Origin of the sequence: Paenibacillus sp. NPDC058177 (assembly GCF_042883835.1) — a bacterium.
GTDB classification, from domain to species: domain Bacteria; phylum Bacillota; class Bacilli; order Paenibacillales; family Paenibacillaceae; genus Paenibacillus_AQ; species Paenibacillus_AQ agri.
The window spans coordinates 490431-507433 of sequence record NZ_JBHVVB010000001.1; the positions used below are offsets into that span (position 1 = coordinate 490431).

The following is a 17003-nucleotide window of genomic DNA, read 5'->3' on the forward strand; positions in this document are numbered from 1 at the left end:
ACTCGAAGGGGAGGTGCTCGTTAGTGGACATGAATCAGTATTTATCCATGTTTATTGATGAGTCAAATGATCATCTGCAGTCATTGAACGAAAATATGATGGGGCTGGAAGCAAATCCTGAGGATCTGAGCATCGTACAGGTAATCTTCCGCTCTGCGCATACTTTAAAAGGTATGGCGGCTACTATGGGCTTTGAGGATTTGGCTTCACTCACTCACCAAATGGAGAACGTGCTTGATCTGGTTCGCAACAACAAATTGCGGATGCAGGATTTCATTTTTGACACCTTATTCAAAAGTCTGGATGCCCTGGAATCGATGGTTCAGGACATTACTGGGGGCGGTGAAGGCAAGGCAGATGTTTCTGCGATTGTAGCCGATCTTCAGGCCATTGTTCGCGGTGAAGTTCCTGCAGCAGGTGGTGCAACGACTGGGAGTGCTCCAGCAGCTTCCGGACAAGCCGAGACTCCAATACATCTGGACGAGTTCCAGTTCTCTGTCCTGGAGCAGTCTATTCAGGAAGGCCATAAGGTTATGTTCGTGGAGGTTGCAATTCGTGAGGATTGTCAGCTTAAAGCGGTACGCTCTTACATGGTATTTGATCTCTTGGAACGCTCCGGCGAGGTCGTTAAATCCTTCCCTTCCGTTCAAGATATTGAGCAGGAGAAATTTGATCACAGCTTTTCACTCTATTACATAACTCAAAAGGATGCTAGTGAAATTCAGGCCATGATCCTGAACCTGTCGGAAATTGACAAGGTGACGGCTATTGCGCTGGATCAAGAATCCTTACATCAGCTTGGTCAGGACACGGCGGCGGCCACTGCCGAAGTAGCTACCGCTGCTTCTGAGGTAGCTGTTGCTGTGGAAACTCCTGTTGCACCAGCTGCTACATCCACTCCAGCGCCTAGAGCGGCTGCTAAAGAAGAAGGGGCCAAGTCCCCGGCTGCTGGCCGAACGGGCGGTACGCCGTCGCGGACCATCCGGGTAGACATTGAGCGTCTGGATGTTCTGATGAACCTGTTCAGTGAACTGCTTATTGACCGGGTCCGTCTGGAACAGCTTGCTTCCGAAATGCAAAGTGGTGATCTTACCGAAACGGTAGAGCATATGAGCCGGGTTAGCGCCGATTTGCAGAATATCGTAATGAAGCTGCGCATGGTGCCGGTGGATACGGTATTCAACCGGTTCCCGCGGATGATTCGTGACCTTGCCAAGTCTTTGGACAAGAAGGTTGATCTTGTAATTACCGGTGCTGAGACTGAGATGGACAGAACGGTCATCGATGAAATCGGCGATCCGCTCGTGCACTTGCTGCGCAATGCGGTTGACCATGGGATCGAATCTGTTGCCGACCGGATTGCTGCTGGCAAGCCGGAGACCGGAACGGTTAACCTGCGCGCATTCCATAGCGGTAACCATGTATTCATTGAAATTGAAGAAGATGGAAGAGGGATTATCCCTGAGAACGTCCTGAAGTCTGCTGTTAAGAAAGGGATTCTTACCCAAGAAGAAGCGGCAAGCAAGACGGATGAAGAAGCTTATCAAATGTTGTTCGCCCCAGGCTTCAGTACGGCGGAAGTTATCTCCGACGTTTCCGGACGTGGCGTGGGATTGGACGTTGTTAAGGCCAAGATTACTGCGCTGGGCGGCAATGTTACCATTTACTCCACACCGGGTAAAGGAACTAACTTCTCGGTACAGCTTCCACTTACACTGTCGATCATTGCGGCAATGATGATTAAGCTGGGCTCCGAGAAGTATGCGATTCCGTTGTCCTCGATTGTAGAAACAGGCATCATCAAGCAATCTCAAATCCGTACCATTCATGGCAACAAAATGCTGGAGTTCCGAGGCAGCCATATTCCGCTAGTTTCCTTGAGCCGCATATTCTCCATACCAGATTATGATGAAAGTACTGAAGAAGAAACGGAAATCGTTGTGGTCCGTAAGGGAGAACGCCTCGTGGCTCTGGCGGTACAGGATTTTATCGGACAGAACGAGATTGTAATCAAGAATCTCGGTAAATATCTGCCTGAGATTCAAGGCATATCCGGCGCTACGATTCTTGGTGACGGACAGGTGGCACTCATTATTGATCCGAACGCTTTTATTAAATAACTAGGATAGAACAGGGAGGTTCATTCCATGGCTGAAGATATTAAAGTGATAGTGTTCAAATTAGGTGTCGAAGAATACGGCATTGAAGTGGATAAGGTGCAGACCATCGAGCGTATGATGCCGATCACACGTGTACCAAAGACGTATTCTTTTATCAAGGGAGTAATCAATTTGCGCGGGGTTGTGATCCCTGTGATTGATCTTCGTGGCCGCTTCGGCATTGCTGAGGCTGAGCACACCGACCAGACGAGAGTAATTATAGTAGCTGTGAACGAGATGGAAGTAGGCTTCATCGTAGATTCCGCCAATGATGTCATTGATCTTAACAGGGATTCCATTGATACACCTCCAGATGTTGTGGGTGGCATCAAAGCCAAGTACTTGGACGGGGTGGCCAAAATCGGGGAAGACCGTCTGCTGATCATGCTCAATTTGTCCGAGGTGCTCAACAAGAGCGAAATCGTACAATTGGAAGGCCTGGAGGGCTAACCAGTGGAGTTGTTCAAAAACTTCAAGGATTTCAAAATGGACGTGCTCAAGGAAGTCGGTAATATAGGAGCAGGTAACGCTGCCACCGCGTTATCTCAGCTGCTGGGCAAACCGATTGATATGGCCGTACCAAAGGTCCAGCTGCTCAACTTTGAGGAAATTACTGAGAAAGTGGGCGGAGCCGAAGAATTGGTGTATGCCGTATTCCTGCGGGTTGAAGGTGATGCACCTGGCAATCTGTTCTTCATTCTTACACCGGAAGCTGCCGTCAATCTGCTCAGCCGTGTGGCCGGGATCGAGCTGTCTGGTGGGGAAGAATTGAGCGAAATGGAATTATCCGCATTGAATGAAATCGGCAACATTTTGGCTGGTTCTTATCTGTCCTCACTAGCCGATTTTACTTCGCTTACCATGTACCCAACGGTGCCGGCACTCGCAATGGACATGGCGGGCGCAATTCTGGGCTACGGCCTGTTACAGTTTGGGCAAATGGGCGATGATGCTTTGCTGATAGATACAACGTTTTTGGAAGGGCAAAATGAGATTGAAGGGCAATTCTTCCTCATCCCCGATCCGGAATCGTTCCCGAAAATCTTCAAATCACTAGGAGTTCCTTTCGACAATGATTGATGAACAAACCATCATAAAGGTAGGCATGGCAGATCTTAATGTCGGGAGCCAGGGTCTGATCCGTACAACTGGACTTGGCTCCTGCGTAGGATTGACCCTGTATGATCCGGGCAAAAAGCTGGCAGGAATGGCACATGTTATGCTGCCCTCCTCCGAAATTGCCAGGGAGGGGCAGCTCAATATCGCCAAGTTTGCCGATACAGCTGTGCCGGAACTGCTGAACCGTCTGCTGTCACTTGGGGCGGTCCGCAGCCGAATCGTTGCCAAGATGGCGGGAGGCTCGCAGATGTTTGCCTTTGCTGGAGGGAGTGACACCATGAGGATCGGGCCTCGTAATGTGGAATCCTGTAAGTTGGCACTTGAAGCTTTGAACATTCCCTTACTCGCTGAAGATACCGGCGGCAATTATGGCCGTACGATAGAGATCGCCTGTAGCACCGGAGTCTTGTACATCCGCAGTGTGCAAAAAGGCGCTAAGGAATTATAATGATGATTGGAAACATTTTGATAAATTTGCTGTCTGGCGTAGTAGGCTTTGTGGTTACCTTCCTTGTCACTTACGGGAATAACTTGCTAATGACCAGTCTGATTCGAGGATTATTTGGATTTATCACCTGGTTCTTGCTTGCATTTCTTCTTAGATGGGTATTGGGTGTTATGTTGAAACAAACGGAACCACAAGAACTCACGGACCCTGCTGCAGGGGATGGCGAAGAAGCGCTGGGTGCCAGACTGAATATCAGCACTCCGGATGAGGATGAGGAATTGAAGAATCTTTTGAAGCCAAAGCCGGCCGAAGGGAATGGAGATAACGGAGGATTTACACCGCTAAAGCCGCCCAAGCTGGTCACTATGAAAGATCCTGAAGAATTGGCCAAGGCCGTTCGTCACCTGAAAGAAGAATAAGGTAGTGCTGCAGGAACCGGTATTCGGCTAAGCTGTACGGTTCCTCACTCAGGGCACGCTGACTAAACTTTGGGAAGGGTGAAAGCTGTTGAACGAGCGTAAAGCTTCTCAATCGGAGATAGACGAGCTATGGACGCAGTGGAAAGAACACGGCGATCCTGAAGCTAAGAAAAAGCTGATTGAGAGTTATCTCCATATTGTAGATTACGTATCCAGCCGTTTGGCTGTAGGATTGCCCAAGAACGTATCCAAGGATGATTTAGCCAGCAATGGTGTTATGGGGCTGATTGATGCCATTGAAAAATTCGACTATAAGCGGGGGCTCCAGTTCCAGACCTACGCCTCCTGGCGGGTACGTGGGGCGATCCTTGATTCTTTGCGCCAGAGTGACTGGGTTCCCCGGTCGGTGCGGGAGAAAGCCAAAAAAATCGAAGATGCTTATCAACAGATGGAACAGAAATATTTACGGTCTGTTACCGACGAAGAAATGAGTCAATACCTGAACATTAGCGAACAAGAATTTCAAAATATGCTGCAGGATGTGGCCGTTATGTCACTCTGCTCACTGGAAGACCCCATTCGCGAAGAAGAATCGGAGACCCGGATGTCCATCCTTGTGGATGACAAGGCAAAGAACCCGGATCGCAAGGTAAACGAATTTTATTTGCGTGAGACCCTTACCAAAGGCATTGAGAAACTAACGGTGAAAGAACGGACCGTGGTGTCCCTTTTATATTATGAAGATTTGTCTTTAAGCGAAATTGCCGAGGTCATGTCATTATCCCCCTCGCGGATTTCGCAGCTCCATTCTAAAGCCATTTTGCGGCTGAGGGGAACGCTGGAGAAAAACCGTGATCTTCTCATGCAAAACGATTAACCGTACTGCGGTGACAAGGGGGAGTATAATTTGATCGGTCATTATGCTTTGAATCAGTACCTGAGCATTACATTTTCGGATGACAAAGGCATTGCTTACCTCCAGTTTTCCAAAAAAGACGAGAATTTTTCCTGTTCGATCGAAGAGCTGGAGGCTTTTCTGCACAGTCATAATATCAGATATGGTATTCAACGGGATATTGTCCAGCGTCTCAGTACTCATCCCGAGGAGTATTTCTTCAATAGAGTACCAATAGCGATTGGAGATACCGCCGAGAATGGTACGGATGGACGAGTTGTTCTAACTATTGATATGGAAGAAGACCGTGGGCCAGCTGAGAAAGCTGACGGCAAAGTCGACTATAAGGATTTGGTCCGGCTGCATAATGTCCGTAAAGGCCAATTGATCGCGAAGACCGTTCCTCCATTAGCGGGCAAACCAGGCAAGATGGTGACGGGCGAAGAGCTGCCATTCAAGGCTGGGCGTGAAGCCCAGTTTAAAGTGGGGAAAAACGTTCTGGTCAGCAATGAAGAGACCTCGATGTATGCTGCAATAGATGGTCTTGTGACGATTACGGATAAAGGCAAAATCAATGTTTTTCCGGTTTATGAAGTCAATGGTGACGTGGATTACAGTACCGGAAATATTGATTTTGTGGGTACCGTTGTTATCCGTGGTAATGTTCTCACCGGGTTCTCCGTCAAATCGGAGGGCGATATTCGGGTGGTCGGCGGCGTGGAAGGCGCTGAACTAATCGCCGGGGGCTCCATCGAGATTACAGGTGGAATTATCGGTTATCACAAAGGTCATATCAGCGCTGGTAAAAATGTAAAGGTGTCCTTTATCCAAGACGGAAATGTAACTGCAGGTGAAGACATTATTGTCTCGCAGAGCATTATGCACTCCGATATACGTGCAGGACACGACGTCGTGTGCAATGGCACAAAAGGTTTAATTGTCGGTGGAACTATTCAGGCCGGCGAGCGGGTGGTCGCACGGACAATCGGTAACACGATGTCCACGGCAACGGCCATTGAAGTAGGCGTACTGCCTGAGCTGAGAAATGAGATTAATGAACTTCGTCAACAGTTACGACAACTGCTTGAGAATGACGATAAGACCTCCAAGGCGCTTTATCTGCTAAATCAATTGGCGAACAGCGGTCAGCTGTCTCCCGACAAAATAGCGCTTCGCGTCAAGCTCAATGCCACCAAACAATCCCATCAGCGGGATGAGGCGAGAATCAAGGGCCGTGTGCTTGAGATTGAGAGAATGCTGGAGGATACGGGGAGAGCCAGAGTAGAGGCTGTCAAGACGATATATGGAGGCTGTAAAATCGTAATTGGCAGATACACCAGGTTTGTAAAAGACCCGACAGAGCGGGTCGTTTTCGCATACAGCGAAGGTGATATTTCAATCACGCCGTACATCTAAACTCAGGCGGGCAGCATCGGCGGCCGGCCATTTACAAATTCCTATTTTGTGAAAAGAGGGTCGACATGAGTCTGAAACCGGTGGAGTTGCAAATCGCTGTGCCTCGGACAACAGAGGCGGGAAGAATTCAGAACGAGCTTCAGCATCGTCCTGCAGCAGACCAGCAGCAGCTAGCTGCACAGAATGTTAAGCAAAGCCAGGAAATGACTCAGCGTACTGGGGAGGTCGATGATCCTTCAGAGCCCGCCTTGCGTGATGATGGTGGACGGGGCAACAATCCAGGAGGACATTCCTCGCAGGAAAAAGGTCACAAGTCTGATGGAAGTCGTGATGCCGAGCATCCGTACAAAGGGCGTCGCATTGATTTGAGCTTATAAGAAACTAATATTATTTTAAGCAAAAGGGGATTTGGCACTTGCAACCATGGGGGTATATTGTGCTGGTGGGCGCTGTCACAATTGTGTACGCCCTGATTATGCCGGCGCGGGTCCGGGAGGGCAAGAAAACAGAACAGCAAAGCCTTAAGGAGACTGAGGCGGCGCTTGAGCTCTATATGGCGGATATGGAGCGCGAGAATGAAGAGCTGGTTCAATTAGTGAGCAGCATCAAGCAGCAGTCCCAGAGCAATCAGGCGACACTGACTGAGCAGATCAAGGATCTGCAAGGGGCTTTGAGCGAACAGCAGGAGCATTCCAAGCAGCTCGAAGCCAGAATGAACGAAGAAGCGGAAACCTTACGTCAATTGGCGACCTCACTAGAAAATCAAACAGTTATTCAAACAACTGTTGCAAATAACGTAGAGCATGTGGTGGCACCGCCTGAGATAAAGCCGAAGCCAGTGAGTTCCATTAAACTGCGTTACCCACGTTTATTTGAACTGCATGAGGAAGGCAAGTCCATAGACTCCATAGCCAAGACTGCAGGGCTTCAGCGGGGAGAGGTGCAACTGATTCTCCAGCTTGCCAAACAGGAGGAATCGATAGGATGAAGAATCGTTCCTTTCTGCTTGGACTTGGCTCTGGCCTAGTTGCCGGGGCTCTGCTGCTTCAAGTTATGATCTCGGGCAATGCAGCGCCACTCACGAAAGAGCAGGTGCTCAAGGGGGCGGCGCAGCTGAACTTGAAAGTCTCTGATGAATCAGGCAAGCTACTTACGCCTGGGGAGTCTGCGTTGGAGGTTCAGCCCGGTAGCACGGAAGGTCCATTGGGCGAGGCAGGAGACACCCGAGAACCGGTTAGTACGGAGGTACCAGCCGTCACGGAGGCTTCTCCGCCGCCCTCGGCACCGGCTACAGCAGTCGTTCCTTCGCCTGCTGCCACGCCGAAAGCTACCGAGCCTTCCACGCCTGCAGTTCCCTCTTCGCCAGTAGAAGAGATTGCTCAGCAACCGAAGGATACAGGGACTCCAGACGTTCCAGAACAGCCTGAGACACCAAAGGCACCTAAACCAGAAGTGGTGACTGTGCGGATTCCAAGCGGTATCACTTTGACAAGAACAGCAGATTTGCTGGCTCAGTCGGGTGCGGTCAAAGATAAAGAGGCTTTTCTGAAGTCGGCTAAAGAACGCAAGATCAACACGAAGATTCAGTATGGTACCTACAGCTTTGAAAAAGGTGAGAGCATTGACTCCATTATTGAAAAGCTGATTACGCTGAAAAAGTAGAGTCGATAGAGCTTGGATGCAGCTATAGCATTATTTTGTAGAAAGATGGAAATCCTGTTCTGGCAGTCATTAAGCTGCCTGAAATACGGGATTATCCATCTTTTTTGCTAAAATTACAAGTTGGACGTTGCAACCAATATTAAATTATGGTATATTAATTGACGGTGTTAAAACACACGCCGGTTGATTTCAGGCAAGCGGTGCTTTCTTTCGAAGAAAGTCTTGCCGAAAAATGACACATGGCGGAGGAGACACACAATAAACCAAAATTAGGAGGTGTGTGAAGATGGCAGTAATCTCCATGAAGCAGCTTCTCGAAGCTGGGGTACACTTCGGTCACCAGACTCGTCGTTGGAACCCAAAAATGGATCGTTATATCTTCACTGAAAGAAACGGAATTTACATTATTGACCTGCAAAAAACGGTTAAAAAGGTAGAGGAAGCTTACAACTTTGTTAAGAGCGTCGCTGGCGACAACGGCACTATCCTTTTCGTAGGAACAAAGAAACAAGCTCAAGATTCCGTAAAAGAAGAAGCTGAACGTTCGGGTATGTTCTACATTAACCAACGTTGGCTGGGTGGTACCCTGACTAACTTCCAAACTATTCAAAAGCGTGTTGATCGCCTGAAGAAATTGGAAGCTTGGGAAGAAGACGGTACCTTCGCAGTTCTGCCTAAGAAAGAAGTTATCCTTCTTCGCAAGGAGAAAGATCGTCTTGAGAAATTCCTGGGCGGAATCAAGAACATGAAAGGTCTGCCAAGCGCGTTGTTCATCATTGATCCGCGTAAAGAGCGCATCGCTGTTGCGGAAGCTCGCAAATTGGGTATTCCTATCGTTGCTATCGTTGATACCAACTGTGATCCAGACGAAATCGACTACGTAATTCCAGGTAACGACGACGCGATCCGCGCTGTAAAACTGTTGACTGGTAAAATGGCTGACGCTGTTGTCGAAGCTCACCAAGGCGAAGACACAACTACAGCTTAAGTAGTGGTTACAACATAAACAAGAACTTAAATGAAAAGGGTGGTTGGCAGGTGGATAACCTCTCACTGCCCTTTTTTTAGGATATTAGCAAGAAAACGACAACATATCTGGAGGGAATAATCAATGGCAGTAGATGCAAAGGCAGTAAAAGAGCTTCGTGAAAGAACAGGCGCAGGTATGCTGGATTGCAAAAAGGCGCTTGAAGAAGCAAACAACGACATCACGAAAGCTGCTGAATTGCTTCGTGAAAAAGGTTTGTCCGCAGCAGCTAACAAAGCTGGACGCGTTGCAACAGAAGGCGTTGTAGAATCTTACATCCACGCTGGCGGCCGTATTGGTGTACTCGTAGAAATCAACTGTGAAACTGACTTCGTTGGTAAAACAGATTCCTTCAAAGAGTTCGCACGCGATATCGCTATGCAAATCGCAGCAGCTAACCCGCTTTATGTACGTCGCGAAGAAGTTCCACAAGCAGACGTTGAGAAAGAAAAAGAAATCTTGAAGGCTCAAGCCCTGAACGAAGGCAAGCCTGAGAAGATCGTTGAGAAAATGGTTGAAGGCCGCATCAGCAAGTTCTATGAAGAGTACTGCCTGCTTGAGCAATCCTTCGTTAAAGACCCTGACAAAACTATTTCCCAATTGTTGAATGAAAAAATCAGCACCATTGGTGAAAACATCTCCATCCGTCGTTTTGTACGTTATGAGTTGGGTGAAGGTCTGGAAAAGAAAGTTGATAACTTCGTTGAAGAAGTTATGGCACAAGTTAAACAATAATCTAGTCCCCCGGGTAACCGGGAGAATTGAATAAAGGCAAGCATCAAAAGAGCGGAACACGTACACTTAGTGTTCCGTCTTTTGTAAGAAAGTGAGGGTATACAATTGGAACAGCCGGTATTTAAGAGAGTAGTCCTTAAAGTTAGCGGTGAATCATTAGCGGGACAAAACGGATATGGTATTGATGCCGACACGATTATCTCCATCGCGGAACAAGTTAAAGAAGTTGTAGAACTTGGAGTACAGGTAGCCATCGTCTGCGGAGGCGGCAACATCTGGCGCGGAATCGCTGGTAGCGCAAGCGGCATTGATCGGGCAACTGCCGATTATATGGGGATGCTAGCTACAGTGATGAATTCTCTTGCCCTGCAGGACGCACTGGAGCAAATCGATGTGCCGACACGTGTACAGACTTCGATTTCAATGCAACAGATTGCTGAGCCGTACATTCGTCGCCGGGCGATCCGTCATTTGGAGAAGGGCCGCGTTGTGATTTTCGCAGCAGGTACAGGAAATCCGTTCTTCTCTACAGATACCACTGCAGCTCTACGGGCAGCCGAGATTGAAGCAGAGGTTATTCTGATGGCGAAGAACAAAGTGGACGGTGTATACTCTGCCGATCCTTTCAAAGACAGTACAGCTGAGAAGTACGAACAGCTTACCTATATGGATGTACTGAATAAGAATCTTGGCGTGATGGATTCCACCGCTTCATCTCTCTGCATGGATAATAATATACCGCTCATCGTGTTTGCCATTACAGAACAAGGTAATATCAAACGAGTCGTTCTTGGTGAGAAGATCGGGACGATTGTTAAGGGGAGTGTAGATTAATGCCACAAACGATTAAGAAAAATGCTGAAGAGCGTATGGAAAAAGCGATTTTGTCGCTGAAGCGTGATTTGGCAACATTGCGTGCGGGCCGTGCTTCTACAGCGCTTTTGGACCGTATCCAGGTTGAATATTATGGTGCACCTACACCTGTGAATCAGTTGGCGAACATCAGTACACCGGACTCCCGGACACTGTTGATTCAGCCGTGGGACAAATCTTCGTTGTCTGACATCGAGCGTGCGATCATGAAATCGGATCTTGGCTTGACGCCGGCTAATGACGGCACCATCATTCGTCTGTCCATCCCTCCACTAACTGAGGAGCGCCGTGCTGAACTGGTGAAGTTCACCAAGCGGTTCGGTGAGGATGCGAAAGTGGCGATCCGCAACATCCGCCGCGATGCTAACGACGATATCAAGAAGCTGGAGAAAAACGGAATCTCTGAAGACGAATCCCATGGACATCAGGAAGATATCCAAAAGGCTACTGACAAGTTCATAGCCGAGGTTGATAAAGTGCTCTTGTCCAAGGAAAAAGAGATTATGGAAGTTTAAAGATAATCAAGAGATTAAGGCCCCTCCGTCATTGGTGGGGTTTGTCTCTTTCTGATAAGAGCTTGGAGGAAACGGAAATGATCAAACGGGTTCAAGCGTGGTTGGGCCGTAAAGACAGGCAGCAGTCAGTCGAGATTTCACCGGATAACATCCCCCTGCATGTAGCGGTAATTATGGACGGTAATGGACGCTGGGCTAAACGGCGCGGCTTGCCGCGAATTGTCGGCCACCAGAATGGGATGAAAGCCGTCAAACGAGCAACCATTGCCGCAGATGAACTGGGTATCAAATACTTAACGATGTACGCATTTTCAACCGAAAACTGGAAGCGTCCTAAGGATGAGGTTGAGTTCCTAATGCGACTGCCAGAAGAGTTTCTGGCGATTGAACTTGATGAATTGATCGAAAAAAACGTGCAGGTACGTGTCATGGGCGACGCCGAAGCACTACCTTCATATACCCGCAAGGCGATGGAAGAAGCAGTTGCCAGAACCCAAAACAATACCGGACTTATTTTGAATTTTGCCCTGAATTATGGGGGGAGAAAAGAAATTACAGATTGCATGCGCAGTTTGGGCAAGGATATAGAGGCAGGGGTATTGAAACCGGAAGACATTACGTCTGAAGTGATCGATAGCAGACTTTTATCCGGCGGATTGCCAGACCCCGATCTGCTGATCCGTACTAGCGGTGAAATGAGAATTAGCAATTTTATGTTGTGGCAGCTTGCCTACAGTGAACTGTGGTTTACGGATGCATACTGGCCTGAATTTAACAAAGAACATTTGCTGCAGGCCGTTGCCGAATATCAGCGGCGTACACGCCGCTACGGTGGACTGAAGTAGCCTGATTGGAGATGGAGACCTTTGAAGCAGCGCTTGATTACCGGTGTTGTTGCCGGAGCTATATTTTTGGGTTTATGCCTTTTGGGAGGCTGGCCGTACCAGCTATTGCTGGCCGCCATGGCTCTCATCGGCTACTATGAGTTCGTGAAGATGACCGGTTCGCCTGCGTTTGGCGGTACGGCTCTGCTCGGTTATGGCGCAATTGCAGCTTTTATGATACCTTGGAATTTGCTTGGAGTGACCGCGTTATTGTCCTGGGAACAAGGGATTTGGCTCTTGCTGCTCCTTTTTCTGTTGGTCACAGTTTTCACTAAAAATAAAATGGATATTCGGATTACAGCGCTGCTGTTTGCCGGTATCGTCTATATAGGCATGGGATTCTCCTATATGGCTATGGCCCGGTCTTCTAGTGACGGGTATGGCTTGCTATGGACCTTCCTGCTGCTCTTCTGCATTTGGGGGAGCGATGCTGGAGCGTATTTTGTAGGTAAGAGCTTTGGCAAGAATAAGCTTTGGCCTGCGATCAGCCCTAACAAAACTGTGGAAGGTGCAGTGGGAGGCGTTTTGATCGCCATGCTGATTTCCATTGTTTTTGCGATTTTTGCTCCTGATCAGTTGTCCTTTGGACGAGCTCTGCTCATTGGTCTTTCTTGCGCGGTGCTAGGTCAGCTCGGAGATCTTGTACAATCTGCCTATAAACGTGTGTACGGTATCAAAGATTCAGGTTCGCTGCTTCCTGGTCATGGAGGCATCCTTGACCGCTGCGACAGCTGGATTATCGTATTTCCGTTCGTACATATTGTAATGCTTATGCCTTACTATTAATGTCAGGGAGAAGGTACTGCTGTGAAGAAAATAAGTATCCTCGGTTCTACCGGTTCTATCGGCACTCAGACATTGGATGTCATCGCGATGCACCCGGAGAAATTTGAAATTGATGGATTGGCGGCTGGAAGTAATACTGCGCTCTTGCTGGACCAGGTTCGTAAGTTCAAACCGCGCAGGGTATCTGTCGCCACCGAAGCGCTTGCTAATGAGATTAGGGAAGCTCTGCCAGCCGGTACTGAGCTTTATAGCGGAAGCCAGGGCTTGGTGGAGATTGCGGCAGGAGGCGATGCCGATACGATCGTTACTGCGGTGGTGGGCAGTGTCGGGCTGCAGTCTACGTTAGCCGCGATTGAAGCGGGTAGAACGATTGGACTGGCCAACAAGGAGACACTTGTGACAGCAGGACATCTTGTCACAGAGTTGGCCCGCAAGAAGAGTGTGCGTATACTTCCTGTGGACAGTGAGCATTCTGCGATTTTTCAATGCCTGAACGGGGAGAATCGGAGCGATGTCGAGAGCATCACTATAACAGCGTCTGGTGGTTCTTTTCGGGATTACACCCGTGATCAGCTTGTAGGGGTTACGGTGGAAGACGCGCTGCGACATCCGAACTGGAGCATGGGTGCGAAGATTACGATTGACTCTGCGACCATGGTTAACAAAGGTTTAGAGGTCATAGAGGCTCATTGGCTGTTCGGTCTTCCTTATGAGCAGATCCATGTGCTGCTGCATCCGGAGAGCATCATTCACTCTTATGTGGAGTTCCGTGACAGCAGCATTATTGCCCAACTTGGCACCCCTGATATGCGTGTTCCGATCCAATACGCCTTGACCTATCCGGATCGCTGGCATTCCCCGGCAAAACGCCTCTCGCTTGCGGAAGCGGGCCGCTTAACGTTCAGGGAGATGGATTTTGAACGTTATCCGCTTCTTCGACTGGCTATTGAGTGTGGTAAAGCAGGGGGGACCGCTACAACAGCATTCAATGCGGCGAACGAGATTGCGGTGGATCGCTTCCTGCGCGGCGGAATTTCATTCCTGCGTATCGAAGAGATCATTGATGAGGTGCTTCAGCGCCATAACAACGAAAGAAATCCTGATCTGGAGCAAATCGGGCATTGTGACCGAGCGGTAAGGGAATTGGCGGCACAGCTGTAAACATCCTGCTTTTTATAACTGCTAATCATTGCCTGACCCTAAAAATAGGTTCGGACTGTTGATTCTCTTGTGCCTGATCGGAGAATAATGATAAATTAAGAGGACATACTTCGGTCTCACACCTAAAGGGGGATGTTACGCTTGGAAATGGTTCAAGTCGTTTTTTTAACGGTGCTGATGTTTTTTGTATTGGTAACCGTACATGAATGGGGACATTACTACTTTGCCAAACGCGCTGGCATACTTGTCAGAGAATTTGCTATCGGTTTTGGTCCAAAACTGTTCTCCTATAAACGCAATGAGACCCAGTTCACGTTGCGTCTACTGCCCTTTGGCGGGTATGCGCGAATGGCCGGAGAAGATCCAGAGATTGTCGAGATCGGTCCGGGTCAGACCATTGCTGTAAGACTGGGGCAGGATAATAAGGTCAAGAACATCTATCTGGATGCGCTCGACACTCGCAAAAACGTGATTCGCGGTGAAGCACAGCATACGGATCTTGAGGAGAAGCTGAAAATCTCGCTGGATGTGGACGGAGAAGTGACCACTTATGATGTTCACCCGCAAGCGATGATGGTCAGAGGCAGTCAACAGACACAGATTGCGCCTAAGGACCGCCAATTCGGCAGTAAAACCGTAGGTCAACGCGCCCTTGCCATTGTTGCCGGACCAGTTATGAATTTCTTGCTTGCTTTCGTACTGTTTGCGCTCCATATTCAGATGGCTGGAATCGCTATTGAGAACCCTAGCACTGTCAAGATCGGTGATGTCAGCAAGGGGATGCCGGCCGAAGAGGCAGGTCTCAAGAAAGGTGATATCGTCGACTCCGTTAACGGCCAGAAGATTGGCGGTGACTTCCAGAAGATGATCACCCTGACTGCAGCCTCTAAGGGCAAGGAAATGAAGTGGGAAATTCTTCGCGGTAACGAAACATTGGACTTTACTCTCATTCCGCGTTCGATGGAAGGGGAAGACGGTGCCAAGGTCGGTATCACTCCCGAAATTCAGACCCGTAAGGCTGGCCTTGGAGAGACATTTACAGGGGCCGGACAGGATATGGTCAATACCACAAAAATTATTTTTATCGGCTTTAAGCAACTGATCAATCAGTTCAACATGGATGATATCGGCGGACCGGTTCGTACCTTCCAACTGACAGGACAGATTGCCGAACAAGGTATTCAATACTTAACCAAATGGGCAGCGATTCTCAGCCTGTACCTCGGTATTTTCAACCTGTTGCCGATTCCTGCACTTGACGGAAGCCGTCTGGCGTTCCTTGGTGTTGAGGCATTGCGCGGCAAGCCGGTTGATCCCGGCCGGGAAGGCATGGTTCACTTCGTTGGGTTCGCGTTGCTCTTCCTTCTTATGATAGCAGTAACTTATAATGATATATTGCGCTTGATTAGCGGATAATTTTGCTTTTATTTACGGGAGGAATTCCAGCACATGTCAAAAGATAAACAATTCGTAACGGAAATTACGCCGCAAGGCGAAGATTTTTCACGCTGGTATATTGATGTTATTAAAAAAGCGGATTTGATGGATTACTCTCCAGTGCGGGGTTGTATCGTCTTCAAACCGGACGGTTTTGAAATTTGGGAGCATATCCAGGAAGAGATGAACCGTCGCTTCAAAGCAACAGGTCACCGTAACGCCTACTTCCCAATGTTTATTCCGGAGAGCTTTTTCCAAAAGGAAAAGGATCATATCGAAGGCTTCAATCCTGAGCTGCCATGGGTAACAGAAGCGGGTGGAGACCAGTTGGAAGAACGTCTGGCCATCCGTCCAACTTCGGAGACCATGATCGGACATATGTACTCCAAGTGGATTCAGTCCTACCGTGATCTGCCGGTGCTGATCAACCAATGGGCGAACGTCGTGCGTTGGGAGAAACGTACACTGCCGTTCATCCGTACTAGCGAGTTCCTCTGGCAAGAAGGGCACACAGCGCATGAGAACGAGGAAGAAGCACGGGCAGAGACGATGCAAATGCTGGAGGTTTATCGTGATTTTCTAGAAGGCTATCTGGCTATTCCGGTCATCGCGGGTCAAAAAACGCCTTCTGAACGCTTCGCGGGTGCGGTGGATACGTTCTCCATTGAAGCTATGATGAAGGATGGAAAGGCCGTTCAAGCGGGTACTTCCCATTATATGGGTACCAAGTTTGCTGTAGCTTTTGAGATCCAGTACCTTAGCCGTGACAACGTTCTTGAGTATGCACACACCACTTCCTGGGGGACAAGCACACGGATGATCGGTTCGATGATCATGGTACACGGTGATGACCGCGGTCTCGCATTGCCGCCGAAGGTAGCTCCAACACAGGTGATTATGATTCCGATCGGACCTCCGAAGACTCGTGAAGCTGTAATCGGACGGACCGATGAGTTGTTTAAAGATCTGAAAAGCGCAGGCATCCGTGTCCGCGTTGACGATCGTGCGGATGTCACACCAGGCTGGAAGTTCAACGAATACGAAATGCGCGGAGTACCTGTTCGTTTGGAACTCGGTCCACGTGATATGGAGAACGGCGTTTGTGTTCTGGTATCACGGGTTACTGGCGAGAAGAAAGTCATTCAACAAGAGAACCTTGTAGAAGAAGTACAGGCGATGCTGGAGCAGGTACACAACGAAATGTTCGAACGGGCACTCAAATTCCGTGAAGATCACTTCTACTCTGTTGATACCCTTGATGAGATGAAGGCTTCCATGGAAGAAAAACGCGGCTTTGCTCTGGCAGGCTGGTGTGGATCTGAAGAATGTGAGTCCAAGGTTAAGGAAGAGACCGGAGCAACCAGCCGGAATATTCCGTTCAATCCTGCGGAGCAGAAGGAAGTCTGCCTCTGCTGTGGAAAGCCTGCTGCACATACCGTTGTATTTGCTAAAGCGTACTAATCTAGA

General features: G+C 48.8%; 19 protein-coding genes. All 19 read left to right on the forward strand.

The features are described from left to right. Nucleotides 1-23 precede the first annotated feature (23 nt). The 19 genes from ACFVU8_RS02270 (at nt 24) to proS (ending at nt 16997) form a co-directional block, all read left to right on the forward strand. A complete protein-coding gene (locus tag ACFVU8_RS02270; RefSeq protein ID WP_387425721.1) occupies nt 24-2120 on the forward strand; it encodes a chemotaxis protein CheW in 2097 nt (698 codons plus the stop codon). Nucleotides 2121-2147: 27 nt separating this feature from the next. Then, nucleotides 2148-2609, forward strand: a complete 462-nt coding sequence (locus ACFVU8_RS02275) for a chemotaxis protein CheW (RefSeq protein ID WP_066362105.1) — start codon at nt 2148-2150, stop codon at nt 2607-2609. Between the two features lie 36 nt (nt 2610-2645). Further along, nucleotides 2646-3239: a chemotaxis protein CheC gene (locus ACFVU8_RS02280; protein ID WP_217622385.1), complete on the forward strand. Its 594-nt coding sequence runs from the start codon at nt 2646-2648 to the stop codon at nt 3237-3239. Beyond that, nucleotides 3232-3726 (forward strand): chemotaxis protein CheD, encoded by a 495-nt coding sequence (locus ACFVU8_RS02285; RefSeq protein WP_379464360.1) that lies wholly within the window; start codon nt 3232-3234, stop codon nt 3724-3726. Before ACFVU8_RS02280 ends, ACFVU8_RS02285 begins: the two co-directional genes overlap by 8 nt. After that, nucleotides 3726-4145, forward strand: coding sequence for a hypothetical protein (locus ACFVU8_RS02290; RefSeq protein WP_379464359.1), 420 nt, complete (start codon nt 3726-3728; stop codon nt 4143-4145). The genes ACFVU8_RS02285 and ACFVU8_RS02290 overlap by 1 nt, the downstream gene beginning before the upstream one ends. Before the next feature lie 88 nt (nt 4146-4233). After that, the gene (locus ACFVU8_RS02295; RefSeq protein WP_175371923.1) at nt 4234-5022 is read left to right on the forward strand and encodes a FliA/WhiG family RNA polymerase sigma factor; all 789 of its coding nucleotides are present in this window, start codon (nt 4234-4236) and stop codon (nt 5020-5022) included. 30 nt (nt 5023-5052) lie between these two features. Further along, nucleotides 5053-6456, forward strand: a complete 1404-nt coding sequence (locus ACFVU8_RS02300) for a flagellar assembly protein A (protein ID WP_387425722.1) — start codon at nt 5053-5055, stop codon at nt 6454-6456. 65 nt (nt 6457-6521) lie between these two features. Then, complete coding sequence (locus ACFVU8_RS02305; protein ID WP_175371921.1) at nt 6522-6833, forward strand: hypothetical protein; 312 nt, start codon at nt 6522-6524, stop codon at nt 6831-6833. Between the two features lie 38 nt (nt 6834-6871). Next, nucleotides 6872-7444, forward strand: coding sequence for a syntaxin family protein (locus ACFVU8_RS02310; RefSeq protein ID WP_387425723.1), 573 nt, complete (start codon nt 6872-6874; stop codon nt 7442-7444). Beyond that, on the forward strand, nt 7441-8118 hold the full coding sequence (locus ACFVU8_RS02315) for a hypothetical protein (RefSeq protein WP_387425724.1): 678 nt from the start codon (nt 7441-7443) through the stop codon (nt 8116-8118). Before ACFVU8_RS02310 ends, ACFVU8_RS02315 begins: the two co-directional genes overlap by 4 nt. Nucleotides 8119-8404: 286 nt before the next feature. Then, entirely contained in the window at nt 8405-9106 is a 702-nt protein-coding gene (gene rpsB / locus ACFVU8_RS02320; protein ID WP_066362087.1) for a 30S ribosomal protein S2, read from the forward strand. Between the two features lie 123 nt (nt 9107-9229). Further along, complete coding sequence (gene tsf / locus ACFVU8_RS02325) at nt 9230-9880, forward strand: translation elongation factor Ts (protein WP_175371918.1); 651 nt, start codon at nt 9230-9232, stop codon at nt 9878-9880. A gap of 105 nt (nt 9881-9985) precedes the next feature. After that, a complete protein-coding gene (gene pyrH / locus ACFVU8_RS02330) occupies nt 9986-10714 on the forward strand; it encodes a UMP kinase (protein WP_066362084.1) in 729 nt (242 codons plus the stop codon). Further along, nucleotides 10714-11268 carry a ribosome recycling factor gene (gene frr, locus ACFVU8_RS02335; RefSeq protein WP_066362082.1) on the forward strand — a complete coding sequence of 185 codons (555 nt, stop codon included), beginning with the start codon at nt 10714-10716 and terminating at the stop codon, nt 11266-11268. The genes pyrH and frr overlap by 1 nt, the downstream gene beginning before the upstream one ends. Nucleotides 11269-11345: 77 nt before the next feature. Next, complete coding sequence (locus tag ACFVU8_RS02340) at nt 11346-12113, forward strand: undecaprenyl pyrophosphate synthase (RefSeq protein WP_379464354.1); 768 nt, start codon at nt 11346-11348, stop codon at nt 12111-12113. A 21-nt stretch (nt 12114-12134) separates the two neighbouring features. After that, nucleotides 12135-12938: a phosphatidate cytidylyltransferase gene (locus tag ACFVU8_RS02345; RefSeq protein WP_387425725.1), complete on the forward strand. Its 804-nt coding sequence runs from the start codon at nt 12135-12137 to the stop codon at nt 12936-12938. A 21-nt stretch (nt 12939-12959) separates the two neighbouring features. Next, on the forward strand, nt 12960-14099 hold the full coding sequence (locus ACFVU8_RS02350; protein ID WP_387425726.1) for a 1-deoxy-D-xylulose-5-phosphate reductoisomerase: 1140 nt from the start codon (nt 12960-12962) through the stop codon (nt 14097-14099). 141 nt (nt 14100-14240) lie between these two features. Further along, on the forward strand, nt 14241-15515 hold the full coding sequence (gene rseP / locus ACFVU8_RS02355) for an RIP metalloprotease RseP (RefSeq protein WP_379464351.1): 1275 nt from the start codon (nt 14241-14243) through the stop codon (nt 15513-15515). Between the two features lie 33 nt (nt 15516-15548). Next, entirely contained in the window at nt 15549-16997 is a 1449-nt protein-coding gene (gene proS, locus ACFVU8_RS02360) for a proline--tRNA ligase (RefSeq protein WP_379464350.1), read from the forward strand. Nucleotides 16998-17003: the final 6 nt, after the last annotated feature.

Excerpts from the sequence above, each read along its gene's own strand:
- ACFVU8_RS02305 (WP_175371921.1), top strand. The coding sequence starts at position 6,522 with ATGAGTCTGAAACCGGTGGAGTTGCAAATCGCTGTGCCTCGGACAACA.
- ACFVU8_RS02285 (WP_379464360.1), top strand. The coding sequence starts at position 3,232 with ATGATTGATGAACAAACCATCATAAAGGTAGGCATGGCAGATCTTAAT.
- ACFVU8_RS02280 (WP_217622385.1), top strand. The coding sequence starts at position 2,646 with ATGGACGTGCTCAAGGAAGTCGGTAATATAGGAGCAGGTAACGCTGCC.
- ACFVU8_RS02315 (WP_387425724.1), top strand. The coding sequence starts at position 7,441 with ATGAAGAATCGTTCCTTTCTGCTTGGACTTGGCTCTGGCCTAGTTGCC.
- frr (WP_066362082.1), top strand. The coding sequence starts at position 10,714 with ATGCCACAAACGATTAAGAAAAATGCTGAAGAGCGTATGGAAAAAGCG.
- ACFVU8_RS02290 (WP_379464359.1), top strand. The coding sequence starts at position 3,726 with ATGATGATTGGAAACATTTTGATAAATTTGCTGTCTGGCGTAGTAGGC.
- tsf (WP_175371918.1), top strand. The coding sequence starts at position 9,230 with ATGGCAGTAGATGCAAAGGCAGTAAAAGAGCTTCGTGAAAGAACAGGC.
- ACFVU8_RS02340 (WP_379464354.1), top strand. The coding sequence starts at position 11,346 with ATGATCAAACGGGTTCAAGCGTGGTTGGGCCGTAAAGACAGGCAGCAG.
- ACFVU8_RS02275 (WP_066362105.1), top strand. The coding sequence starts at position 2,148 with ATGGCTGAAGATATTAAAGTGATAGTGTTCAAATTAGGTGTCGAAGAA.
- rpsB (WP_066362087.1), top strand. The coding sequence starts at position 8,405 with ATGGCAGTAATCTCCATGAAGCAGCTTCTCGAAGCTGGGGTACACTTC.
- proS (WP_379464350.1), top strand. The coding sequence starts at position 15,549 with ATGTCAAAAGATAAACAATTCGTAACGGAAATTACGCCGCAAGGCGAA.